The organism is Rhodanobacter sp. G1 (assembly GCF_055397855.1).
In genome coordinates, this window is the sequence record NZ_AP039674.1 from 2,922,203 (window position 1) to 2,948,377 (window position 26,175).

Here is a 26,175-nt window from a genome sequence, read left to right on the forward strand (position 1 = left end):
TCAGGAAGCTACGCCGCGATCCGTACCCGGTGGCACGATCAGGTTCTCATCATTTTCGCGGCGCCGCGACTTGTCGGCGATGGTACGCAAGGTTTCCAGAGTGCCGGGGAATCCATCCACGAGCACTTTGGGGATACGGTAGTACTCCTCGTAATCCGCCATGCGGTTGGCAACCGGGATGGACAAGAAACAGCCGCCAGTCTGCATGTCTTCGCCGACTGAGAACCGGTCAGCCTTCGCCACATGGATATCCCTGAATCTCACATCATCCTCCGACTTCTTTTTATTGAATAGACCGCTTCGTTTGGAACACAAACTCACGCCTATGTGCCATGCACGGATTTGTTCGATCAAGTTTCTTTGAGTATCTCCGCCATCTCATCCTCTCCTTGAAGAGGCTCGCCCCTTACCAGCAAGCGGATAACGGCCGACGTTAGCTTTTCGAATACAATTCGTGCCGACCCCACAGCACTATGCGCCATAAACGTAAATTTCAATTGCCCGCCCGGCAAAAGCTCCGCAGGCTGATGACGCAAGCTTGCCAGGACAGCTTCTGCGTATTCAGGTGTCGATCCAACTTCCACCTCATCGATCTTTGCAGCCAAAGAATCGATGTATGGAATCCTCGGACTTAACGCACCAATTGATACAGCCACGACAAGCTCATCGCTCGCATTTGCGTGAAACTCAGCACCTAATAGACCGTAATGAAATGTCGCTCCAAATGGCTGAAAGAACTCAACCACAACATGCTTATGGAAAGTTTTCCTCTTGGCACTCGCAAAGCCCTCTTGACGCCAGGAAGAGTCACTCGAAAGTGGCTCAACTGACGGAAGCTCGTCGATCCAAACGCGTGCCCTACCATGCTTAGCGAGTTCAAATTCAATCATTACTGAAGACCCCAAAAGTTACGCCAATTTTGATTCAGCCATCCTGGATTGGCTTGAACCACATCCGGATGGTAGACGCTGAAGGGCGATACGCCATATTTCTCCAGAGCCGCGGCATGGGCTTCATCGTACGTCATCCCCCGGGCCATCATCGTAGCTTCTGATGCCTCATGGGTATAAAACACCGCATCAGCACCTGTAACGGGGGTTCCTGCATCCATCGCAACTTGCAAACGATCAAGCATCATTTGATTTGGAGGAAAATCACCGAATTGCGACAGATGGTTGGATACGAGGTCTAGTCCTTTTTGCGTCACCGTTACTTGACTATCAGTAAGTATGCCAAACCCTTTACCGGTACTAATGGAAGAGGTGGGATTAAACGCTCCAGTCGGAACGCTGTCTGGAACAAGAGCGTCTACAGAATCTGCCATGTTCAGAGGAACACTCTCAGCCGTATACCCCTCTGGCCCAATCCCTCCCACATCAATCACGGCCTCGGATGCCCCGGACGGCAACCTGCCACCCGGCATCCACTGCGAGTTGGCTCCTGCCTCGTTGCCCGAAGGCAACCGCAGGCCCAGCTCACGCGGATTGTCGAAGTTTACACGCATCAACGAATTCCCTTCGAGCGTGTTGTTCGGCAACCCGAGCGCCTTCTCCAAGGCACGCGGCTCGCCGCCCGCCGATGCCAGTACGTCGTCTGCCGCACTTCGCGGCATGATGAACGACGTGCCATCTATTTGCCCAGGGCCGTACTTCGCCAGATTGGTTTCAGACATGAAGCGGGACGCGCCCGCATCGTATTGCGACAGTTCCTGCTGGATGTAGGTGTCCGGCAGATACGTGACCGGATCTGGCCGCGTACCGGGCTCCATCGCACGGATCGAGTCGAACGTATCCTGATCCAGCGGAACCCCATCAGGCACGGCGACCGCAGGGCGGGGATTGATCGAGTCATCGAGTGCCTCATCGACGACCGTGGGCTGACTCGCTATCGACGTATCGCCCGTCGTCAGCCCGACGGTTTCCACCGGATTGCCCAACGCTCCCGTGTTGCCAGTGGCACCGCCCGTCGCACTCAAATCATCGGCAAGAACCCTCACCTCCCCTTGCGGGGCTTCCAGGAACGATCCATCGAAGGACGCCGCGTTCACAAGCGAGCGATAGGAGCCCGCAAGATCGCCAGCGTAGCCGATAAGCTTGCCGGCCCCTTCCCCGGCGCCCCCCATGGCGAGGAACGACGCACCGGCTTCGCCTAGGCTACGCGCCTGCTCGTCGAGAGGACGGGCCATCCAGTTCGACATGGCGTTGACCGCATTTTCGTAGGTGTCGATGGGTCGGCTATTAGCCAAAGCAACAAGACCCGACGCCACCTGCTCGGCCGACGCGCGATCCGTCAGCACGTCGTATGCGGTATATGCCGCGCTCTTGACACCATTGCCGCCGACCGTGAGCAGGTGGAGGGTATCCGCAGCCATATCGCCAAAGCTGAAGAAGCCGACGTCGCCCGTGTTGCGGAGCTGATCGCCAACCTCGTCACTGGCCTGCTGATCATTGGCCACGGAAGCGGCATCGGCACTCAACGCGGAGGCTGTGGCTGTAACGGTAACCACCGGCGTGAAGGAATGGGCCCACTGACCCACGTCCACGTTCCACTTGGCCAGTCCGTCGACATCGGTAGGCGGTGCCGTGAAGTAATTACCGACTTCAGGCACACCGTTGTAGTAGTTGGTGCTATCGGTCAGCTCTTGCGTGTACTTCGCCGGATCGGCCCTCAGTTCGGCTGTCGAATACGTCGGATACGTGGCGAGCGTTCCCGTTGCATTGCTCGTAGCCGCCACCTGCACTCCGGTATTCGGCAGCATCATGCCGTACCCGGCGCTCCCGCTTTGCACGGGAGCGCCGCTACCCAGGAGCCCATAGTCATCGCCCTGGAAACCAAAGTTCGCGCCAGCCGTCCCGAACTGCTGCCGCATCTGCTTCGCGTATTGGCTGACGGTTTGGTTGAACGCAGCAGCATCCTGATTGGCCGACTGCGCCTGTTGCTGCTGATAGTTCAGAATCGCCTGGCTGACTGGTTGCCCCACTGCATTGCCCAGTGCATGGCCCGCCACGCTTTCGCCGATTTGCTCCCAGCTCGACACGTGGTTGTCGCCCAGCGCAAGGCTGGCTTCGCGGTCGATGCCGCTAGACAGCAGGCCGCCGGCCACGTCCGCGCCCACCGTTTCCGCCGTCACGCCGTGCGACGCATCGGCATCGCTCGGCAAGCCGGTTTGCGCGGTGATGCCCTGCGCCAGCGCATTGGCCACCACGCCACTCCAGCTAAAGTGCTCCGCTTGTTGCGTCGCTTCCGCACTCCCCACGCCGGCCACGTAGGAACCGGCGCCCAAGGCGTACTGGCCGAAGGCGTTCAATGCCCGGCCGGTGCTGGCGGCATCCCCGGCGATCTTCGGCACGGCTTCACCAAAGGTGCTGGTTTCCGACAGGCCGTAACCGATACCTGCCGTCAGGCCCGCCGTCAATCCGCCTTCCAGAGCGCCCGTCAGCGAGAAGCCATGGCTGACACCCTCGGCATCGCCGGCAAGCTGGCCGGCGGCATTGCCCACGAAACCGCCGATGGCGGCGGCGGCCACGCCTTCAGCACCCAGACTGCCCGCCAGCGCCGCTGTGCCTGCCGCCCATAGCGAACCGGAGGCTGCGCCGAACGCCACCGCTGCGGCACCCGCCGTGAACACGGTCGCCACGACAACGACCGCAATGATCACGATCTCCGCCAGCGCATTGCACGAGTGCCCGCTCGGCGGCGGAGGCGGCGGCGCAATCGTCGGCAGGTTCGGCGTGGTACTGCCCACGATGCTGCTCGGGTCGTACGGCTTGAACGTCGTCGCCGTGTTGCTGTGCGTGGTCACCGTGGGGATGGTCAGCCGCTGGCCGAGCGACAGGTCGGCGTCACCGTTCAGCGCGTTGGCCTGCGCGATCACGTACCACAGGCTCACGTCGCCGTATTCCGCCTGCGCGATGCTTTCCAGCGTGTCCCCCGCCTGCACCACGTAGCTGTCCGGGCTGTCGTTGTTGCTGCTGAACGCCGTCACCTGATCCAGCACGTCCAGCGTGCCGGCGTTGTCGTAGTGCGCCAGTTGCTGGCCGTCGACGTACACGTAGTGCTGCGTCTCCAGCCCGGGGTTGCTGCCCGGGTCGATGCTTGTGCCGTCCGCCGTGCCGTCGCGCCGCTCGATGATCTCGCCATTGCCGTCGTACGCGAACACCCGCACCGTGTCCGCCAGGCTGCCGCCCGCGTACTGCGTGTGCTGCGCCTCCGCCACCAGGTTGCCCCGCGTGTCGTACACGCTCTCGTCCGTCGACGGACGCACGTTGGGCGTGTTGGAGACGTTCTGCCCGCTGGTGGTGGCTTGCAGGTAGCCGTCCTTCTTCAGGTACGTCTCCTGGTACTGATCCACCCGGCCGCCCGCTTCGCGGTACTGGTAGGCCACCACGTCGCCGTCGGCGTCGTAGCCGGCGCTGCCGTTCGGGCCCTGGTACACCACTTCGTTCTGCAGCGTCAGGCTGCCGTAGGTGGTGGCGTTGGGGCCGCCGGGGCTGCTTGGCGCCGTGCCGGCATTGCCGGCCCAGTTGCTCGGGTTGCCGAAGTTCTGCGACTCCGACAACCGGCCTACCGCGTCGTAGTAGTTCACCGTGGCCGACGACAACTCGCCGCCCACGTCCACGCCGCCCTCGTCCGGGCCATCCGGGTCGTCCGGGTCGTCCGGGTTCACCTTGTGCAGCGGCACCCCGCCCAGTGTGGTGCCCAGCGCGTAGTACTGGTTGGTCACCAGCACGTGGCCGTCCGCGTCGTAGGTGCGCGTTTCCTCCACGCCGGTCGAGGTGCCGCCGGTGGTCAGATCCACCGCGTAGTCCGCGCGGATCAGCTCGTCGCGCTGGTCGTACGCACTGTGCTGCACCAGCGTGTCGCCCGCCGCGTTCACCGTGGTGCGGTTCACCACGTTGCCGTCCGCATCGTAGGACAGCGCGTAGGACTCCGCCGCGTCCGTCGCCACGATCTGGCCGTTGACCAGCGAGCCGTTGGACACCGCCACGCGGTTGTCGCCGTCGTAGGTGTACCACGCATCCTGCGTGGTGCCGTTCGACGTGGCCTTCACTTCGCGGCGGTTGCCCGCCGCGTCGTAGGCGAAGCTTTCGTCCAGCGTCACCGTGCCGGTCGGCACGTCGGTGGTCACCACGTGGCTGATGCGGTTGTGGCTGTCGTAGCTGGTGACGGTGACGGTGTGCACCGCCTGGTTGCCGCCGTCTACCGTGCTCGATTCCTCACGCGTCACATTGCCGTTGGCGTCGTACTGGTAGCTGTAGGCGGAGCCGTCGGTGTAGGTCTGCGTGGCCAACTGGCCGTCGGCGTAGTAGGTGTCCGTGTAGCCGTTGGCGGTGGCGATCGGCGCCGTGACGTAGTCAGGCGTCACCTGGCCTTGCGCGGTCGGCGACCAGTCATCGCTCTCGCTGGTCAGTTGGCCGGTGGCCTGGTCGTAGGTGTAGTTGTACGCCGCACCGCTCAGGTCGGTGTGCGTCACCACCTGGCCGTACTGGTTGTAGTTCCAGGTTTCGGTGTCGCCGTCGGCGGTGGTTTCGCTCACCAGGCGGCCATCGCGGTCGTAGACGTAGCTGTCCTGCACCACGCCCGTGGGCGTCTGCGGGATGTACTGGTAGTTCCACTGCACCGCATCCACCCACAGTGGATCGGGGCTGTTGCACCAGCCGTTGACGGCCACCGTGGCGTAGGCCGCACCGGCCGGCGCGGTGGCGGTGACGCTGGAAGGGTGCCATGCACCATGCCGGCCATCGATCACGTAGTTGCCGGTGGAGGTCTTGATCAGGTTGCCGTTGGCGTCGTACCACAGGATCTGCACGGCCGCGCCGGTATCCGCTACGTCCGATGCGCCCTGCTGCACCATCGCGCTGGCCGAGATCGTCTGGCCCGGGATCACCGGCACGCGGTTGCTGTTGGTCAGCGTGGCCGGCGTGCCGCCGGTCTCGTTGAGCTGCGCTGACCAGCCGCTGCCGTTGTAGCCGCCCCGGACGATGGACCAGCCTGTCCCCTTCGTCCAGCCGGTGTCGCCGTTCTCGAAGTCCGGGTTGGTCGGCTGCAGGGTGAAGTTGCCGCTGGGCAGGTAGACCACGGTGGAGCCGTCCGCGCCCGTGCTGGTGGCGCCCGCCGGCGGCACGTAGTCCCACGACACGCCGGAGCAGTAGATGGCGGAATTGGTGATGTTGTAGTTGTTCGCGTTGATCGAGATCACCGCCCAGGCGGCGCCTGCGGGTGCCGTGGCGGTGAGTACGGAGATGCCCGGCCCCTTGTGGGCCGACACGATGCTGTGGTTGAACGGCCCGCCCAGCGAGTTGCCGTTGGCGTCGTACCAGGTGATCTCGACGGCGCCGCCGCCATGTTCGCCGTTCACCACGAACCCGGCGCTGGCGGTGATGGTCTGGCCGGGGATCACGGGCACGCGATCCTGGTTGTACATGCTGCCGGAGCCATTGGCGGTGTAGCCGGTGAAGCGCGCCCCCCACGGCCCGTACGGACCCGTGCCGAAGCTGCCCGTGCTCCAGCCTGCGCCGAGCGTCCAACCGGTGTTGCCTTGCGAGAAATCGGGGTTGAACGGCGTCTGCGTCCAGTTGCCGGGGCCCGCCGCGCCGTGCGCCTCGGCCGTGCTGGCCGCGCGCTGGGCCGCGTCCTGGCTCCACAGCACGCGACCCTGGCTGTCATAGCCATAGTAGTTGGCGTGCAGCGCGGCATCCGTGGTGTCGCCGTTCTGCAGGTAGGCGCTGCCGATGCCGTCGTAGCTGACCAGGTGGTTGCCGTCCTGGTCGAGCACGTAGGCCTGCTGCCACACCGCCGTGCGCGACGTGCCGGTGCCGGAGAGCATGAATTCGCCCTGCTGCACCACCCGGCCCAGCACGTCGACGTTCTTGAAGGTGACGTTGCCGTTGCCGTTCTCGGCGGCCACTGCGTTGCCCAGGCCATCGTAGGCGGTGCGGCTGATCGCGCCGGTGCCGTCCACGGTTTCCACCACCTGGCCCAGCGCGTTGTACACCGTCTTCGTGGCGACACGGTTCTCGTCGGTGCTGGTTACGAGGTTGCCGTCCGCGTCGTAGGACGCGGTCTTGACCGGCGTTTCCACGGTGCTGGTGCCGTCGGTGCCGACCACCGCGACGGCGGCTTCGGTCGTGGTCACGACCTGGTTGCGCTCGTTGTAGGTATAGCTGGTGGTGTTGCCAGCGGCGTCGGTGGAGCTGAGCACGTTGCCCCAGCGGTCGTAGCTGGCGTGCAGGACGCCGGCATTCTCGCCGGCGGCGGCGTCGGTGGCGGGTACCTGCTCGGCGACGGTTCGGCCGTCCAGATCCAGGGTATGCAAGGTTGTCGCGGTGCCTCCCACCGAGGTGGACAGGGGCACGGTGTCGCTCACCAGTTGTCCGGCGAGGTTGTAGCCGTAGGTGTGCACTTCGCCGCTGCTGGCGTCGTTGGTGGTGAGCTTGTTGCCGGCGTTGTCGTAGGTGGTCGCCACGGTGGTGGCCACGCCGTCGCCGGTGGCGGTGACTTCGCCGAAGGCGTCGTAGGTGGTGGAGACGACCTTGTCGGGACTGAAAGCGCCCGAGCGCGCGGTGGTGGCGAGGACGAGCTGGTTGTCGGCGTCGTAGACGTTGTCGGTCGTCACCGTGGTGGTGGAGCCATCGTCGCCGGTCAGGGCGTGCCACTGGCTGACCAGGTTGCCGTTGGCGTCGTAGGCCATGAACCTTGTCTGGTCGGACGACCATTCGAGGCCGGTGCCGGCAGGCAGGGGCACCTGGGCCACCAGGCGCCCGTCGTTGTCGTACCTGCTATAGGTGAAAACGGTTTGGGACGATGCCGCGGAACTCTCGGTCTGTATCACGCGGTTGCCGAGGGCGTCGTAGGTGTAGCCCATCACCTGGGCAGCGGTGGTGTAGAGCGATGGGCTGGAGAGGTCGAGCGTCGGGTCGGCGGCCAGCAACGCCTGCCAGTTGCTGACCAGCACCTGCATCTGCGGGCCGGTGACGCTGGCGACGCGGCCTAGCGCATCGTAGGTGGTGGTGATGGTGTTGCCGTTCTCGGTGACCGTGGTGAGGCGGTTCTCGCCGTCATAGCCGTAGGTGGTGGTGACGTAGCCGACCACCGCCTGCCCCTGCGCGTCGACGTAGGAACGCAGCACCGATTCGCTGGTCTTGTTGCCTGCGTTGTCGTAGGTGTAGTCGGTGACGCGATCCAGCCCGGTGGTGGCGGCGTTGCCGGCCAGCGGCTTCTCCGGTGGCGTACCGCCCGCGACGAGGCCGCTGGTGTCGATCGGCGTGGCCCATTCCGTGGTGCCGGTGACCTCGCCGAAGGCGTCGTACGCGGTGGTCGTCACGTAGCCCATCGGATCGACCGTCATCACCCGGTGGCCGAGCGCGTCGTAGTAGTTGTACGTGGTGGCCCACACCGCACTGGCCTGGCCGGGCGTGCCCTGCACCAGCACCGATTGGCTGGTGACCTCGCCGTAGGCGTCGTAGGTGAAGCGCGTGACCGGCGAGCCGGTGGCCGTGCTGCCGTCGCTGTTGGTGTAGGTGATGGCGGGCTGGGTGACGCTGAGCTTGTGGCCCTGCGCGTCGTAGGTGGTGGCGATGGTGCGGTCGCTGCTCGACGCGGCCGACGCGACCATGGCGCGCACCTGCTGCAGCGTGAGCGGCTGCCCGAGCGACCAGTTCGCCAGCGTGGAAGTATCGATGGCGTTGGCGTAGCGCGTCACGGCGGTCTGGTCGCCGTAGGCGTCGTACCGGTACCCGGTGACGTAACCGTCGGCATCGACGCTATAGGCCAGGCGACCGTCCAGGTCGTAGGCCTGGTAGCTGCTGTTGCCGTTGGCGTCCGTGCTGACCACGGCCTGGCCGAGCGCGTTGTAGATGGTGCTGGTGACGAGGCTGGCGCCGGTAAGGGTCAGCGCCCCGGTGGCGGTGACGGCGCCTGGATCAGGCCGGGTCGTCTGGGTCAGATGGTTCGCGGCGTCGTAGGCGTAGTAGGTGATGCGGGGCGCGCTGTTGCCGCCCTCGCCATCGTATTCGGTGACGACGTTGCCATTGCCGTCGTACTCGTAGCTGGTCTCTATGCTCTGCTGGACGTTTCCGCCGTAGCTCCCGTCGCTGTTGTAGTAGGCCACCGTGACCTTGGGGCCAAACTGCTCAAGCAGATTGCCTTGGTCGTCGTATTCGTACGTCCATGTCTGGCCATCGCGGTTGGTGTAGGAGGTTCTGAGCCCGCGCGCATCGTAGGTATACGTGGCGTTTGGCTTGGTGCTCGACGTATCCAGTGTCTGGAGGACGTTGCCGACTCCGTCGTAGACATAGCCGGTGCCGCGCATCATCGAGGTATCGGGATTGGCGGTCTGCACGGCGGCGGCAATGTCCGCCGCGCTCCAGGTGGCAGGTGCGGCGATTGCATTCGCGTACTGCAGCGTCCAGGTGACGCGACCGTCGTCGTCGTACTGGTTCTGCGTGACGTTGCCGCTCGCATCGACCGCATAGACCGGCCGGCCGGCGGCATCGTAGGCGTAGTGGGTGGCTCGGCTGGCCGTCAGGGTAGCCAGGTAATTGCCGATCGATTTGGTCGTGGCGCTGCCGCCGACGCGTCCCCACGGGATCAGACTGCCGTACTGGATCCGCGCCAGCACGTTGCCGTCGGCGTCGTACCGGGTTTCGCTGACAGCTCCGCCGTTCGTGCCGTCGGCGGAAGCGGAGGCGATGGTGTATTGCACCCTGCCCCTGTCGTCGTAGTAGGTGAAGGTGCGCCGCGCGTTCGTGTCGGTGTCGTTGGCCGTGGCCAGGGCCGACTGGATGTCGCTGATGCCGGCGGTGCCGGCCAGCAGCGACGTCGCCAATGCCGCCGTCTGGATGACATGGGCGTAGGCCAGCGTCTCCTCGACCTGGCCGGCCGCGTTGTGGCGGGTCTCGGTCACGGCCCCGGTGGGGTCGATGCTGTACTGCAACTGGCCGTTGGCGTTGTAGACCTGGTACGAAACAGGATCATTCGCGCTGGATCTGGCGCGTGCCGCAGCCTGGCCGATGAGGGCTTCCAACTGCGCGGCCGAAAGGCTGTTCCCGTTGTCGTAGGAACTATTCCCGCCGTCGTAGGAGTAGAGCGCATCCGGCAGGGCGACCTCCTTGGCGTACTGGCGCGTGGCCGTGATCCTGCCGTCGGCGTCGTACCAGGTCTGCGTCACGGCGCCCGTGGGCGCGATGCTGAAGATCGGTTCGCCAGCCTCGTCGTACCGATAGAACGTGCTGTTGCCATTGCCGTCGGTCTTGGCGATCACATTGCCGTCGGCGTCGTAGGTGTAGTCGGTGGATCGCGCGTGCCCGGTGTCCGTGCTCTCGTACGTCAGGCGGCCAAGGGCGTCGTATCCGTACGAGCTTTCTTCATAATCGCCCACATAGCCGGCGCCGGTCGCATGGACGTCGCTATACGTGACCTCATTGTTCTGGTTGTACTGGTAATCGGTCGTGAGGCCTTCGCCATTCACGTCCTGCACCATTTCGATCACGTTGTTGTTGCCGTCGTAGTCGTAAGTGGTGACGACGCCCGTCGGGTCGGTGACCGAAAACTTCAGGCCGCTGCCGTCGTATTCGTAGGTGGTGACCAGCGCCAATCCATCCGGATCGATGGTCTGGGTCAGCACGCGGCCGGCGGCATCATAGGTGTAGGCGACCACATGGCCATCCGCATCCGTGGCCTGGATCAGGTTGCCGACCGCGTCGTACTGGTCGGTGGAAGTGCTGCCGTCCGGGTGGGTGACCTGCAGCACCCGCCCATCGGCGTCGTACTGGTAGCGAGTGACATTGCCCGCAGGATCGGTGACGGCGATGGTCTGGCCTTCCCGATTGTGCGTGGTGACGGTGACCACGCCGCCCGGCGCGGTCGTCGTGACCGTTCGTTTCGCATCGTCGTAGGCGTAGGTGGTGACCAGCCCCATGGCATCGGTGGTGCTGGTCACGCGGCCGTAGGCGTCATAGGTCGTTGACGACTCGCGCAACTGCCCCTGCACGGTGAGGCTCTGGTTGATCTGGCGATCGAGCTGGTCGTAGCCGTAGGTGGTCGTGGCACCGTCGCCATCGGTGTAGCTGACCATGTTGCCGAAGGCGTCGTAGGCCCAGTCCTGCGTTCGCAGTACCTGGAGCGGATCGTTGGCGTTGTTGGAGGACGACTGAACGGCATACGCCGCTTCACCCGATGAGCGTATCAGCGCGGCTTCGTCCAGCTCGCTGGTCATATGCCCCAGCCCGTCGTAGGTGCGCCAGGTGATCAGCCCCTTGGAGTTATACCCGCCACTCTCCATTGAGAGCGCGATGTCGCCGAAGCCGTCGTTGGTATAGTCAGTCCTGTTGTTGTCACCATCCACTTTTTCGTCAACCTGGCCTTCCAGGTCATAGTAGAAAGAAGTGAAGCTGGCTTGATCGGACGAGATGGCGCTCGCCACGGTTTGCAGCGTCGGCGTGAAACCGGCACCCGCGGCAATACGGTCGTCGTAGGTACGCGTCGCGATCACGTCCCCGAAGATGTCGTAATCCGTTTCGGCGACTTCGCCCAAGGCGTTGGGCGTGCCAGTGTCGTCGGCTACGCCTCGGATGGTATAGACCAGCCGGCCATTCGCGTCGTGGACGTACCAGGTGGTGTTGCCCAAGGCATCCGTTGTCGAAATCTTGAGGCCTGCAAGGTCGTAAGCGCTGGTCGTGACGGTGCCGAGGCCATCCGTGGCGCTGGCCTGGTTGCCGAAGGCGTCGTAGGTTGCGCTGGTCGTACGCGCGTCGGCGGTGCCGGCGGCTGTCGTTGTCTGCACCACCCTGCCCGCGTTGTCGTAGACATACTGCGTGACGGTGCCTTCCGCATTGCGCTGGCTGTTCAGGTCGCCGTAGGCGTCGTAATGGTTGCTCGTCTGCTCCGACGCAGTACCGGCCAAGGCGGCGGTGATGGCGTCGAAACTGGTGGCCGTGCCCGCTGCCACGGCCGTGGCGTAGCGCGTGGTGCTCAGGAGTCGATCGTCGCGGTCGTAGGCGTATTGCGTGAAATAGCCTTTCGCATCCAGTGTGCCCACCAGATTGCCTCGCGCGTCGTAGAAGTCGTGCGTTTGCTGGTCGGATGGACTTGCCGAAGGCATGAGCTGCGCCAGCGACCCCGAGCCGCGCTGGGCGGTATCGGTGGCATCGGCGTAGGCCATGGTCTGCACGACATGGCCCGCGGCATCGTACGACCGGGTCGTCAGATAGCCGTCCGCATCCAGCGTGGCTATCGCATGGCCGTCTGCGTCGTAGAAATAGCGCGTCGTGCGCGTGGACGACACCACGCCTTGCGTGGCGTTGTTGCCCGGAGAGGCGTTCTCGGCGACGATCGATGGATAGAATATCTGGATGTCGTAGGTATAGAAGCCGACGTCGGTGGTCTGGACAACGCGCGACGCCGCGTCATAGGTGTAGGTCAGCGTGTCGCCGCCGGTGTACTTGTCCCGATCGACCCATCCGCCGGTGCTCGGCTCGTAGACTTCGCTTTCTTCAGCCTGTGAGTACCGTGTGACCGTTGCCACGCGACCCAAGGCGTCGTACGTGGTCAAGGTGACCCGGTCGTTCAGCGGATCCGTTCCAGGGATGGCCTGGGGCAAGGATGCCGTGACGGTTCCGTTGTCCAGCCAGCCGGTGGTGTCGACGGCGTTTGCATAGGCCGTCTGCCGGATCACCCGGCCGAATGCGTCCCGCGTGTCCTGCACCACGGCGCCGCTCGGATCCACCGTCGCCGCGACCCGGCCATCCCTGTCGTAGAAGGTGTAGCTGGCGTTGCCATCCGGGTCGACTTGCGCGACCTGTTCCCCCGCCGCGTCGTAGATGTATCGCGTGGCGCGTGTGGTTGCGGGGGTATTGGCTTGCGCCACCGCCTGTGCGACCGATGCCGTGGTGGCGCTGCCACCCACGTCGGCGAGCGACAACGGCGCGCCATAGACGATGTCCGCGGTGACGCGCCCGTCCGCATCGTATTCGGTCTGGCTGACGACGGCGCCCAGCGCGCCGTCGACGAGGTTCAAGGCGATGCCATAGACCTGGCGTCCGTCGGCGTCGTAGTAGGCATAGTTCACCCGTGCCGTCGCATCGCTGTCGCCGGCCGTGGCCAGCGCCTGCTGGAGGTCGGCGGCTTTCGCCGTGCCCTTGTACAGGGCGCCGGCCAGCGTGGACGCTACGGCGATCGGCGTGGCGTAGGCCAGGGTCTCGGCAACTTGGCCGAGCGCGTCGTAGCGCATCTCGGTCACGTTGCCGAGCGGGTCGATGCTGTATTGCAGGCGACCGTCGGCGTCGTACACGCGATAGCTCGTGGCCGTTCCCGCGCCGCCGGCGTTCTTCGCCAGGGCGGCGACGTCGGCCATGTTGACTGATGGGCGCTGGCCGGAAAGCGACGACAGGCTGCTGGTATCCGCCAGCGTCGCGTAGCTGCGGGAAGCCACCAGGTGGCCGTCGGCGTCATACCAGTTCTGGGTCAGCGCCCCCTGCTGCGCTCCCGCCGCGCCGGCCGGAGTGATCGTGTAGACCACTTCGTTGGCCTGGTTGTAGACGGTATAGGTGCTGTTGCCGTCGGCATCGGTGGACTGCACCAGGTTGCCGTCGGCGTCGTAGGCATAGCTCGTGGCAAGGGCCAGGCCGGCGGGATCGACGACCTGCTGCACGAGCCGTCCCAGCGCGTCGTAGGTGTACTGCGTGGTGGCCTGCACGCCGCTGCCCTGCGCCGCGGTCGCGCTCAGCACATGGCCGTTGCCGTCGTAGGTATAGGTCGTGGTGAGGTTGAGCTTGCCCGCCCCGCTGCCTGCGTCCTGGGACACCGTGAGTTGGTTGCCGTCGGCATCGTAGGTGTAGCTGGTGACGATCCCGGTCGGATCGGTCGTGCTGACCAGGCGCCCTTCGCCGTCGTAGGCATAGCGGGTGACCCGGTTGAGGCCGGACGGGTCGACACGTCGCGTCAATACGCGGCCACCCGCATCGTAGGTGTATACGACCAGGGTGCCATCGGCATCCACGGTACGGATCAGTTCGCCGTCGGCGTTGTACGTATCGGCGCTGGCGTTACCCAATGCATCGGTGGTGCCGAGCAGGCGTCCATCCTTGTCGTAGCTGTAGCTCGTCGTGTTGCCGGCGCCGTCGGTCACGCTCAAGGTATTGCCGTAGGCATCCTCGACCGTGGTGGTGGTGATGCCATCGGGCGTCGTGACCGCCACGGTGTGCGTGGACAGGTCGTACTGGTAGGTGGTGACGTTGCCCAGCGCATCCGTGGTGGAAAGGATGCGGCCGAAGGCATCGTAGCTCGTCCCGCTGGTGCGTGTCGTGCCCTGCACCACCTGGCTGCTGCCGATCCGCCGGCCCAGGCCGTCGTAGCTGTAAGTCGCCGTATTGCCGTTGCCGTCGGTCGCGCTGACGACACGGCCGAAGGCGTCATAGGCCGAGCGCGCGGTGCGCGCCGCACTGCTGCCCAAGCCATCGGTTTCGCTGGTCTGCTCGCCGCGCGCGTCGTAGCCGTAGCGGGTGGTCGTGCTGTTGGCGCTGTCCAGGGCCTGGCCCGGCTGGCTAAGCTGCCGTTCCACCTGGATCAGGTCGCCGAACGCGTTGTAGCTGTTGGCGGTGACATAGCCATCGCCATCGGTCACGCGCGCCACTTGGCCATCGGCGGTATAGGTGGCTGTGGTCACTTCATCGGCATCGCCCAGCGAGGTGGACAATCGCGCGACAGCGGCCTGTACATCCGCCAGCGTGGCGCCGGCCGGATCGAGCGCGGCAACGCTACCTGCCGCCGATTCCAGGTTCAGTTGGGTGGCGTGGGTCGTGGTCGAAACCACCTCGCCAAAGGCATCGTAGGCATAGGCCGTCACATTGCCCAGGACATTCCTGGCGCCATTCGCCCCGGTTTCGCCCTGGATCGCATAGAGCAGGCGTCCGTCGCCGTCGTAGTAGTACCAGGTGCTGTTGCCCAGCGCGTCGGTCGATTCGATGCGCCGGCCCTGCGCATCGTAGGTGTAGGTGGTGATGGCGCCGGCGGCATCCCTGCTGGTCAGCACATGGCCGGAGGCATCGTAGGTCGCGCTCGTGGTGCGGACGACGCCCTGTCCCGCCGCCGGCCTCGTGGTCGTGCCGATGAGGTTGCCGTCGCCGTCGTAGGCATAGGCGGTGGTCGTGCCGTCGGCAGCCACCTGGCGCACGAGCTGGCCGTAGGCGTCGTAGAAGGATCTGGTGATTTCGCTGGACGGACTGGTGCCCAACAGGCGCACCAGCGCACCCGCGCCTTCCCTGCCCGTCAGCGCCGATAACTGATCCGTGGTCAGCGCCACGGCATAGCGCGTAGTGACGACCGCGTCGGCCGCATTGCTGTAGGCCATCACCGTGAGATAGCCGTCCGCGTCGATTTGGGCGACGAGCCGGCCCTGGCCGTTGTAGTAGTCGCGCGTCGTCTGGTCGCTATTGGACGCAACCAGATCCGCCTGCAAGTCGGCGAGCGTCGGCGTGTCGCCCAAAGCGGTTCGCTGCGCTGCCGTCAGCACGGTGGCATACGCCGTGGAGCGCACGACGTGGCCATCGCCATCGTAAGTCGTCGTCTTGACGTATCCGCTGGCGTCGATGGTGGCGACCAAGCGCCCGTCGGCATCGTAGATGGCCTGCGTGACACGGTCGGCGGCGTTGACCGTCAGCGCCGTCTCCAGTGCGGCCAGGCTTGGCGCCACGCCCAGCACCTTGCGCTGGGTCGCCGTCAGCCGGACGGCATAGGCCGTGCTCGATACGGCGTCGCCTTCGGCGTCGTAGCTGGTCGTGACGACGCTGCCGCCGGCGTCGATGGTGGCCACGACTTCGCCCACCGAGTCATAGATGGTTTGCGTCGTGCGGTCGGCGTTGCTGGAGCGCGGCAAGGTCAACTCGCCGGGGAAACTAGAAGTGAGCGAGCCATCGCTCATCCAGTCGCGGGTATCGATCAGCGTAGCGTAGCGGGTGACCTGAACCACCCGGCCATCGGCATCGTAGCTGTAGACGGTCACCGCCCCCGTGGGATCCACTGTTGCCGACAGTTCGCCTGCCTCGTCGTAGAAGCTGTAGGAGACGTCGCCATCGGCATCGATCGACGCGACCGGTCGGTTGGCCGCGTCGTAGATGGTGCGATTGGTCGGAGTCAGCGCAGACTCCAACGCATCCATTGTCGGCGCGTCACCCAGTGCAGCCATCTGCATGGGCGTCAGAACCGTTGCGCACTGGACGACCGAAGCGACGTTGCCAGCGGCGTCGTACGTCGTGAGCGTGACGTGACCGGTCGCATCGATGTCGGCGATGGGACGGTTCTGGCCATCGTAAATGGCGCGCGTCGTGAGGTCGGCCGAGCTCGTCTGAACTTCCGAAAGCAACTGGCCCAGGCTGGAAACGTAACCGCGCCGGGCAGGCAGAGGCGTGGCGTAGTGCGTGACGGCGGTAATGTTGCCCGCATCGTCGTAGGTGGTCGTGGTGACGAACCCGTTGGCGTCGATGGCGGCAACCGCCCGTCCGCTGTCGTCATAGAGGGTCTGGCTGGTACCGGTGCCACCCGCCATGCCGAGATCCGCTTGCAACATGGCCAAGGTCGGCGCCGTGCCCAGCGCCTGGATCTGCATCGGGCTCAGCGGCGTGGCGTATTGCACGGTTTTGACGATGCTGCCGGCCGCATCGTAGCTCATGATGGAAACGTCGCCGGCGGAATCGACCGTTCCGACCATCTGCCCATCCGCGTCGTAGACGGTGAGCGTGGCTTGATCTGCCGCGCTCGTGGTTACCATCGCCTGCAGCTCGGCCAATGCAGGCGTATCGCCCAACACCATGATCTGCGCCGGCGTGAGCCGCGTGGCATACCGGATCGCAGCCGTCTGGTTGCCGTCGGCATCGTAGGCCCGCACGTTGACCGTGCCGTCCACGGCTACCGTCGCCACGGCATTGCCGTCGGCGTCGTAGATCGTCAGGCTGGTGCGGTTGCTGGCGCTCTGGCCGAGGAAGCCTTGCAGCGTCGCCAGGGTCGGCGAGGCCGCAACGGCCTCGGCTTGCTGCCACGTCAGTGGCGCGGCGTACTGGGTCACTGCCGTGATGTTGCCATTGGCATCGTAGGTCGTGGTCGTAGCGCTGCCATTCGCTTCAACCGTGCCTACCACCCGCCCTTCGGAGTCGTAGATGGTCAGGGTGGTGCTGTCGCCCTGCCCCGGAGTTACTGCCGCCTGCAACGCCGCCAGTGTCGGCGCCTGCCCCAGGGCCGCGACCTGCGCCGCCGTCAAGGCCGTGGCGTAATTTACCGTTGCCAGGACATCGCCAGCATCGTCGTACGTCGTGGTGGTGACGTGACCGCTGGTGTTGACGCTGCCAACGACATTGCCGTTCTCATCGTAGATGGACAGGCTGGTGATATCCGCCGGGCCGGGTACGACGACTGCCTGCAGGGCATCCAGCGTTGGCGAAGTGCCCAGCGCGGAGATCTGCGCTTCCGTCAATGGCGTGGCGTACTGCGTCGTTGCCAAGAGATCGCCCCAATCGTCGTAGACGTTCAGGGTGACCACACCATTCGTGCCGACTTCGCCGGCGACTCGGCCGTAGGCGCCGTAAATCGTGAGGCTGGTGCGATCTCCGGCTGCCGGCGTAAGCATTGCATCAAGCTCGGCCAACGTTGGCGCCTGTCCCAGGGCCATCATCTGTTCGGGCGTCAACGGCGTGGCGTAATGCGTCACGGCCGTCACGTTGCCGGCGCTGTCGAAGCTCTGAAGGACGACTTTACCGCCGTAGACCCACTCGCCCGCAACGGAGTCATAGCTCGACGTCGCCGAAACGACGGCAACAGGGTTGCCTTGTGCGTCGTAGATCGTGAGGTTCGTCCGGTTATTCGGGCCGGGCGTAAGGTAGGCCATCAACTCCGACAACGTGGGAGTCGAACCAAGCAAAGCTTGTTGCCCCTCTGTGAGCGACTTGCCATAAACCGTCGTGGCCAGCACCCGGCCGGAGGCATCATAAGCCGTCGTCGTGACCTGGCCATTACTGATCGTTGCAACGGGGCGATTGTTTGCGTCGTAAATGGTTTCCTGGGGACTACGGATCGAGAACAGTGCCGTCAACTGTTCCAACGTAGGCGAGGTGCCGAGAGCCGCCACGACCGGGGTCGAAACATAGTTGGCGTATGCATGTTGTTCGACACGGTTTCCCGAACTGTCGTACGTTGCGGTCGTCAGCTGTTCCTCAGGGTCGTAGTAGCCATAGGTGTCAAACACTTGTACCTGATTGACCCACGCTACGGCGTTGCCGTTGGCATCGTAGACCGTCAGCGAAACGCTCGTTGCCGCACTGGCCGGGAGATACGACTGGAGGGTTTCCAGCGTGGGGTCATTCACCAAATTGGCGATCTGCGCCGGCGTCAAAGACGCCGTGTACAACCACCCGCCGTATGGCGTCCCGTACTGCGTAACCCCTGTGACGCGACCGGCCGCGTCATATGCCGTGATCGTGACTTGCTCGGTCGTGCTGTTGCCGCCACCGGATACCGCCACCGGAACAAGCCTGGCGACGACCCGCTCTTGGCTGTCGTAGATCGTCAGTCGCGTTTGGTCACTGCTACTGGGCACGAGGTCGGCCTGCAGGGCGGCCAAGGTCGGCATGTTGCCCAGTGCGTCCATCTGCGTGGTCGACAACCCGTTCGCATACTGGATTTGCGCCACGACATTGCCGGCGGCGTCGTAGCTGGTGGTGGCGACCGTGCCATCCGTACCCACTTGGGCCACCACTCGATGGTTCGCATCGTAGACGGTCAGCGCGGTGAGGTAACCCGCGTCCGGATCGAGATCCGCCTGGACGTCGGCCAAAGTCGGTGCCGTCCCCAGCGCCGCCACCTGAGCCGGGGTCAGCAAACCGCCATATTGCGTCGTCGCCGTGGCGTCTCCGGCGCTGTCATAGGTGGTGATGGTTACCTGCGACCCGTAGACATCGGTGCCACTGACCGGGTCGTAGATGCTCTGCGGCGCGGCAACGACGGCCACTAGACGGTTCTGGTCGTCATAGACCTTCAGGCTAGTCTTGTCTCCCGTGCTTGCAACCAGCATGGATTGCAACATGGCTGGCGTAGGCTCGTCGCTCAGGGCCACCCGTTGGTCGATGCTCAGCGTATTCGCGTACTGCGTGGTCGCAAGAACATTCCCGGAAGCATCGTAGGTCGTCGTCGTGACGACGCCATTGGCAACGATGGCTACCGGACGATTATCGGTGTCGTAGACGACCAATGGCGTCTTGGCATTGGTCGCCATTGCCTGCAGCGCTTGCACTCCAGACAGAGTCAGGTTGCCTGCCATCTGCTGGATGTCCGATGACCCCAGGCCGAGCGATGCGAGCGACAACGAATACACCAGAGAAACATTGCCTTCGGCATCGTAGGTCGTCGTCGTCGCCAGGCCGTTGCTCACGCTGGCCACGACGCGATTGCCGCTGTCGTAGAGCAACGCCGTGGTGGCGTCGGCTTGCTGCGGATCGAGATCGGCCTGCAGGGCTCCAAGCGTCGGCGCACTACCCAGGGCCGCCACCTGCTGGGCCGACAGCTTGGCCAGATACTGCCGCGTAAGGCTCGGCAGGCCGGCGTCGTTGTAGGCAGTGGTGGTGACTGTGCCATCCAAGCCCACGGTCGCCACGACGCGCTCGTCGGCGTCGTAAAGCGTCAGGCTGGTCTGGTCGGTAGCGCTCGACACCAAGTCGGCCTGCAGTGCCGCCAGAGTGGGCGATGTGCCCAGCGAAGACAACTGGGCGGCCGTCAACGGTGTGGCGTACCGCGTGACCGCGATGGGGTTGCCGGCGGCATCGTAGGTGGTCACCGTGGCGCCACCGGCGCCGCTGACCGTGGCAACGACGTGATTGTCGGCGTCGTAGATCGCCAAGCTGGTCTGGTCGGCCGCGCTGGGCGTGAGGTCGGCCTGCAAGGCGGCGAGTGTCGGCGACGTGCCGAGCGCCGCCATCTGGCTGGATGTCAGTGCTGTGGCGTACTGCGTGACTGATGTCGGATTACCGGACGCATCGTAGTCCGTGAGCGCAACCACGCCGGCACCGCTCACCGTCGCGACGACGCGATTGCTGCTGTCGTAGATCGCCAAGCTGGTCTGGTCAGACGCGCCTGTCGTCAGGTCGGCCTGGAGCATCGCCAGCGTGGGCGCTGTTCCCAAGGCCGCCACCTGTGCAGCCGTCAGCGGCGTCGCGTATTGCGTACTCGCGGTGGGATTGCCGAAACCGTCGCGGCTGATGGTCGACACCACGCCGCCGTTGCCGACCGTGGCCACGGTTTGCCCGTTTGCATCGTAGATCGTCAGGCGGGTCTGATCGCTCGCACTCGGACTGAGTAGCGACTGCAGCGCTGCCAGGGAAGGCTCCGCCTCCAGCGCGATGACCTGCGTGGCGGTCAGCGCAGTGGCATAAACCGTGCTCGCGGTTACCTGGCCGTTGGCATTGTAGGCGTTCGTGGTAACGACACCGTTGTCTATGGTCGCTACCGCATGGTTGTTCGCGTCATAGAGGGACATCTGTACCTGGCTGGCATCCACCAGCGCAAGCATGGTCTGCAGGTTCTGCAGCGTCGGGTTGCTACCCAGGTTCTCGATCTGCTGCGGCGTGAACAACTCGCTGCGATTCACAGTCGCAATGACGTTGCCCGACGAGTCGTAGCTCGTGAGCGTTACATACTCGATATTGCCGTACGTGCGCGTGCTGGGGTTGTAGCCGTATGTAGATCTTACGAGAGCCACTGGGCGATTCTCGGCGTCGTAGAGCGTCAAGCTCACCGAGTCGCTGGAAGCGGGGCCGACAATCGCCTGCAAAGCCGCCAAGGTCGGCGCCGTGCCAAGCGAAGCGATCTGCGCCGACGTGAGCGAGGTGCCGCAATTCACCGTCATGGCGACATTGCCGACGGCGTCATACGTCGTAAGCGTCACGGCTCCGTTCGAGGACACCGATCCGGCGATCCGCTCTCCGGCATCGTAGATCTTCAGCGTGCGCGTCGTGCTGCTGGAGCCCAGAGCAGCCTCCAGGGCGTCCACTGTCGGGGCGCTTCCCAGTGCCAACCTTTGCGCTTCGGTCAAAGGCGTGGCGTAGCTCGTGGTGGAAGTAAGGCTCCCTGCCGCATCGTACGTATTGATCGCGGCATTGCCATAGGAATCCACGCTGCCAAGCACCCTGCCCTGGCCGTCGTAGATCGTCAGTGATGTCTGGTCGTTCTGGCTGGGCGTGAGGAAGGCTTGCAGGGTCGCCAGCGTCGGTGAAAGCTCCAGCGAACCTCTCTGCTCTTCAGTCAATGCAGTGGCGTACTGCTGCGTCGAAATAGCGCGACCGGCACTGTCGTACACGGTCATTGTCACCGCACCGGAGGCGTTGACCGTGACTATCGGCCGGTTCTGATCGTCATAGATCGTCAGTTGGGACGAACCACCCGCAAGAGCCAGCATGGCCTGCACTTGACCCAGCGTTGGCGCGAGGCCAAGCGCCTCCACTTCCGGCATGGTCAACGTCTGAACGTATTCCTGGGTCGCAACGGTCAGGCCGTTGGCGTCGTAAGTGGTGATCGTGACACTTCCGACCGTGCCGTACGCATGCGTATTCGGGTCGTAGCCATACTCGGGCCTGATGACGGCCACCGGACGGTTCGCGGCGTCATAGACCGTCAACGTCACCGAATCGTTCTGGCTGGGTACGACGCTGGCCTCCAGTGCAGCCAGCGTCGGGGCATTGCCGAGCGCCTCGACCTGCGCCGCCGTCCATGCAGCCGCGTAATTCGCTTGAGCGGTGATGTTGCCCGCAGCATCGTAGGCAGTGACCCTGGCACCGCCATTGGTACCTGCAGTGCCCACGAACCGCCCTTCGGCGTCATAGATGGTTACCGTGGCCTGGTCGCCGGCACTGGGGCTGACGACAGCCGTGAGCGACGCCAGAGTCGGCGCGCTTCCAAGCGAGGCAACCTGCGCATGGGTCAGCGCAGTTGCATATTGGATCGTCGCTACGATATGACCCGCGGCATCGTAAGTTGTCGTCGAGGCGATACCGTCAGCGGAAACCGCGCCGACCACGCGTTCGTCGGCGTCATAGATGGTCAGGCTGGTCTGGTCGGCGGAATTGGGAGTGAGATCGGCCTGCAATGCCGATAAGGATGGTGCATCGGCCAAACTGGCCACCTGGGCCACCGTCAATGGCGTGGCATAGCGGGTGGTCGAGATAGCGTTGCCCGCGGCATCGTAGATGGTGGTAACGACCTCGCCGCTCGCATCAACCGTGGCTACCGGACGCTCGTTGGCGTCATAGATGATCAGCGCGATTCGTGCGCCGGCATTGGCGACGAGTTCGGCCTGCACGGCGGCCAAGGTCGGCGTGTCGCCCAATGCGGCCAATTGCGTGGCCGTCAACGTCGCCGATTCCACCGTGCTCGAAACGACATGGCCGGCCGCATCGTAGGTGTTGACCGTGACATGTCCGTCCGGGCCGATCACGGCGACGGCCTGATTGTCGGCGTCGTAGATCGTTCGCGTCGTTTGGTCAGCCGCACTGGATACAAGCTCGGCCTGCAGGGCGCCCAAGGTGGGCTGGTAACCCAGCGTGGCCAATTGCGCAGAGGTCAATGGCGTGGCGTACGTCGTGCTGCTGACCGGATTGCCTGCGGAATCGTAGGTCGTCGTCGTGACGCTGCCTGCGGGGTCGATCGTGGCCACCGGACGGCTGGCGTCGTCGTATACCGTCAACGTCGTACGATCGGCCGTGCCGGGGCTGACATCGGCCTGCACCGCAGACAGGGTCGGTTCGTCGCCCAATGCCGCCAGTTGATCCGCGGTCAACGGCGTGGCGTATGCCGTGCTGGCCACCAGGTTGCCCGATGCGTCGTACATCGAAACCGTGACGTTTCCGGCCGGATCGATGGTCGCCACGGGTCTATGGGCAGCGTCGTAGACCGTCAGTGCCACCTGGTCGGCGGTGCCAGGTGTCAGGAGGGCCTGCAATGTCGCCAACGTCGGCTGACTGCCCAGTGAAACGACTTGATCGTGCGTCAGCGCCGTCGCGTAGTGCGTCACCGCCGTGGCATCGCCAGCGCCGTCGTAATGCGTTGCCGCAACCGCGCCCGAGTCGTCGACCGTGGCCACGACGTGTTCGTTCGCGTCGTAGATCGTCAGCTTTATGCGATCGTTTGCGCTGGATACCAGATCCGCTTGCAGCGCCGACAGCGTCGGCGAACTGCCCAGGACAGCAATCTGTGCGACGGTCAGCGGCGTGGCATACACCACGCTTGACGTCGCGTTGCCTGCCGCATCGTACGTTGCGACAGTGACGTTCCCCTGCGCGTCGATTGTCGCGACCGCGTTGCCGTTGGCGTCGTAGATGGTCTGTTCGGCAGGGCCAAGCAGCGACTGCAGTGTCCCCATGTCCGGGGACGTGTCCAGTTGCGCAAGTTCCTGCACAGACAGCGGGATCGTGTATCTCCGTGTCGTGAGGATGTTTCCTGCGGCGTCGTAAGCCGTGACGGAGGCATAGCCGTCGGGATCGACGACGGCGACGACGCGGCCATCGGCATCATGGAGAGTGCGCGTGGTGCGATCGCTGCTGCTGGGCGTCAGGTCGGCCTGCAGCGTGGCCAGGGTCGGAGCGCTGCCCAACGCCGTGCGCTGCGCCGCCGTCAGCGCCGTGGCGTACTGCGTGGTCGACGTCACACGGCCGGTGCCGTCGTAGGTCGTCGTCGTGACATGGCCTTCCGGGTCGATCGTGGCGACGGCTTCGCCCGCCGCGTCATAGACCGTAGTCGTCGTGCGGTCGCTGGCCGTATTGGCGGGTACCGGCAGGCTCGCGGGGAAGCTGGCGGTGAGCGCACCGCCGCTGATCCAGCTCGCCGTATTGACCGACGTGGCGTACTGCGTGGTGCCGATGACCCGGCCGTCGGCATCGTAGGTGTAGGCGACGACCGCTCCGGTCGCATCCACCGTGCCGGCAACCCGCCCGTCGGCGTCGTAGAAGGTGTAGGTGGCGTTGCCCGCCGGATCGATCGTGACGATCGGTTCGCCAGCAGCGTTGTAAAGGTGCGTCGTGGTGCGACTGGTTTGGCCCGCCGCCGACTGCACGCTGCTGACCAGTTGCCCCGCGCTGTTGTACGCCTGCGTCGTCGTCAGCCCGTTGGCCTGGGTGATGGCGATCGTGCCGGCACTGTCGGTGTAGACGTAGCTGGTCACGTTGCCCAATGGATCGGTCTGGCTGATCACGCGCCCCCGCCCGTCGTAGGCGTAACGGGTCGCCTGCACCGTGCCGCGATCCGCTCCCGTCGCCGTCCCCGTCAGCAGCAACCGCCCCCGTGCGTCATAGGTCGTGGTGGTGATCACCGTCCCGTTCGTCAGCACGCCGTTGCCCTCGGCGTCGACCGTGTCGTACTGGGTCTGCGTGGCCAACTGGCCGCGTACGTCGTAGGTGTAGTCCGTGCGCGTGGTCTGGCCCAAGGTGGCCTGCACCGGGCTGCTGGCTGCCCAGGCCTGCAGTTGCGCCAGGGTCGGCAGCGCGCTCGGCGAGAGGCCGCCCAGGGGGTAGCTCGCGCCCAGGTAGTGGCGCACCGAGGCCAGCTCGCTCAGCCCGCCGGCCGTGGCCGTGTAGTCGTACTCGGTGACGTTGCCCAGCGGGTCGATGGCATAGGCCAATTGCCCGTTGGCGGTGTAGACGTAGTAGGCGGTCTGCGCGCCGCTGGGTTGCACGTAGCCGGTGGCCCCGGGCACGCCCTGGGCCGGTACCGTGTAGACGCTCTGGCTGGTGACCTGATCCTGCGCGTCGTAGGTGTAACCCACCGTGTGCCCGACACCGTCCGTCACGCTCAGGCGGTTGCCGTTGGCATCGTAGGCGTAGGTGGTGACCGCCCCATCCGGGTCGGTCATCGTCAGGACATTGCCCTGGCTGTCGTAGGTGTAGGTCGTGGTGGGTGACACGTCCCCCACGGCCGGGGCCACCACCGCCGTAAGGTGACCTGCGGCGTCGTACTGGTACGTCGTGACATTGCCCAGGCCGTCCGTGACGGTCGTGCGGCCGGTGCCGTAGCTCAGCGTGAGCGCCTGGGCGGCGGCGCCGCTGCCGGTGGTGATGCCGGTGACCTGGTACACCCCGGCCGCGTCCTCGGTGTAGGTGTAGCTCACCACCGTGCCGTCGCCCTGGGTCACCGAGGCCACCCGGTCGCTGGTGCCGTCGTAGGTGTAGGTGGTGGCGTAGCTCGCGGTGCTGCTGTCGGTGTCGGAGGCCAGCGCGGTGGTGACCGTACTCAAGCGCCCCTGGCTGTCGTAGCCGTAGCTGACGGTCTGCCGGGTCACCGCCGCCGTCTGGCCGGGCGGCACCTCCTGGATCGACAGGCTGATCAGCCGCTGCTGGGTGTCGTAGCCGAACAGCAGGGTGTCGCCGTCGCCAGCCACGATCTGGCTGAGCTGGCCATCGTCGTAGTCGAAGCGGTAGCTGGCGCCAGTGGCCAGGTCGCTCAGCGTCGCGAGCTGACCCGCGGCGGTGTAGGTTTCCTGGCGCTGGTCGGCGGCATCGCTCCACGTCCAGGTCGACGTCGCGGCATCCCAGCGCAGCGTGTCCAGCGCACCGCTTTGCCCCTGGCTGACGTACGCGCCCTGGCTGGCGTCGTAGGCGTAGGTGACCGCCGAGCCGTCGTCGTCGGTGCGGGTCACCGTGCTGCCGGCGGTGTCGAGGGTACCGGTCAGGCCGCCCACGCGGCGGCTGAACCCGTAGCTCCAGCCATCCGAACCGTTCAACTGGCCCAGGCTGTTGTAGGTGCGTACCGCCGATAGGGACAGGCCATCGAACAGCAGCCCTTCGTCCGCCCCTTGCAGGATCAGGTTGCCGGTGGCGATGTTGACGTCGTTGGCCGCGCCGCCCTGGCCCAGGACAGCCGGCCCGCCCTGTCCGCCCACGGTGCGCTGCGACGTGTTGCCCAGGCCCAGGCCGTTACCGCTGATCACTGCCACCATCGCGTTGCTCCCATCCGATCCTATGGCGGGCACGCCACTCCGGCTGCCCGATCAAGGGGACTCATCGGGGAATGCTCGCGAGAGTTTAGGGGGGGCTTCAATCTGGCCCGGAGGGGCGTGCAGTGAACGCCCCCGAGGGGTAGTCCATCCGGGCCTTGGGATGTCTAGGAAAGACTGGGCGATCGAGCCCAACCGTTGGGCAACAAAAAGGGCCTGCA

At 65.1% G+C, this 26,175-nt stretch carries 3 protein-coding genes; all 3 read right to left on the reverse strand.

Going from position 1 to position 26,175, the window contains the following annotated elements; genetic code table 11:
- The 3 genes from ACZ5Z2_RS13130 to ACZ5Z2_RS13140 are packed head-to-tail and all read right to left on the reverse strand — an operon-like array spanning position 1 to position 25,957.
- Positions 1-354 (reverse strand): hypothetical protein, encoded by a 354-nt coding sequence (locus tag ACZ5Z2_RS13130; RefSeq protein WP_464759038.1) that lies wholly within the window; start codon positions 352-354, stop codon positions 1-3.
- The gene (locus ACZ5Z2_RS13135; RefSeq protein WP_464759040.1) at positions 351-890 is read right to left on the reverse strand and encodes a hypothetical protein; all 540 of its coding nucleotides are present in this window, start codon (positions 888-890) and stop codon (positions 351-353) included. Before ACZ5Z2_RS13135 ends, ACZ5Z2_RS13130 begins: the two co-directional genes overlap by 4 nt.
- Positions 890-25,957, reverse strand: a complete 25,068-nt coding sequence (locus ACZ5Z2_RS13140; protein ID WP_464759041.1) for a LysM peptidoglycan-binding domain-containing protein — start codon at positions 25,955-25,957, stop codon at positions 890-892. Before ACZ5Z2_RS13140 ends, ACZ5Z2_RS13135 begins: the two co-directional genes overlap by 1 nt.
- Between the last annotated feature and the right edge of the window lie 218 nt (positions 25,958-26,175).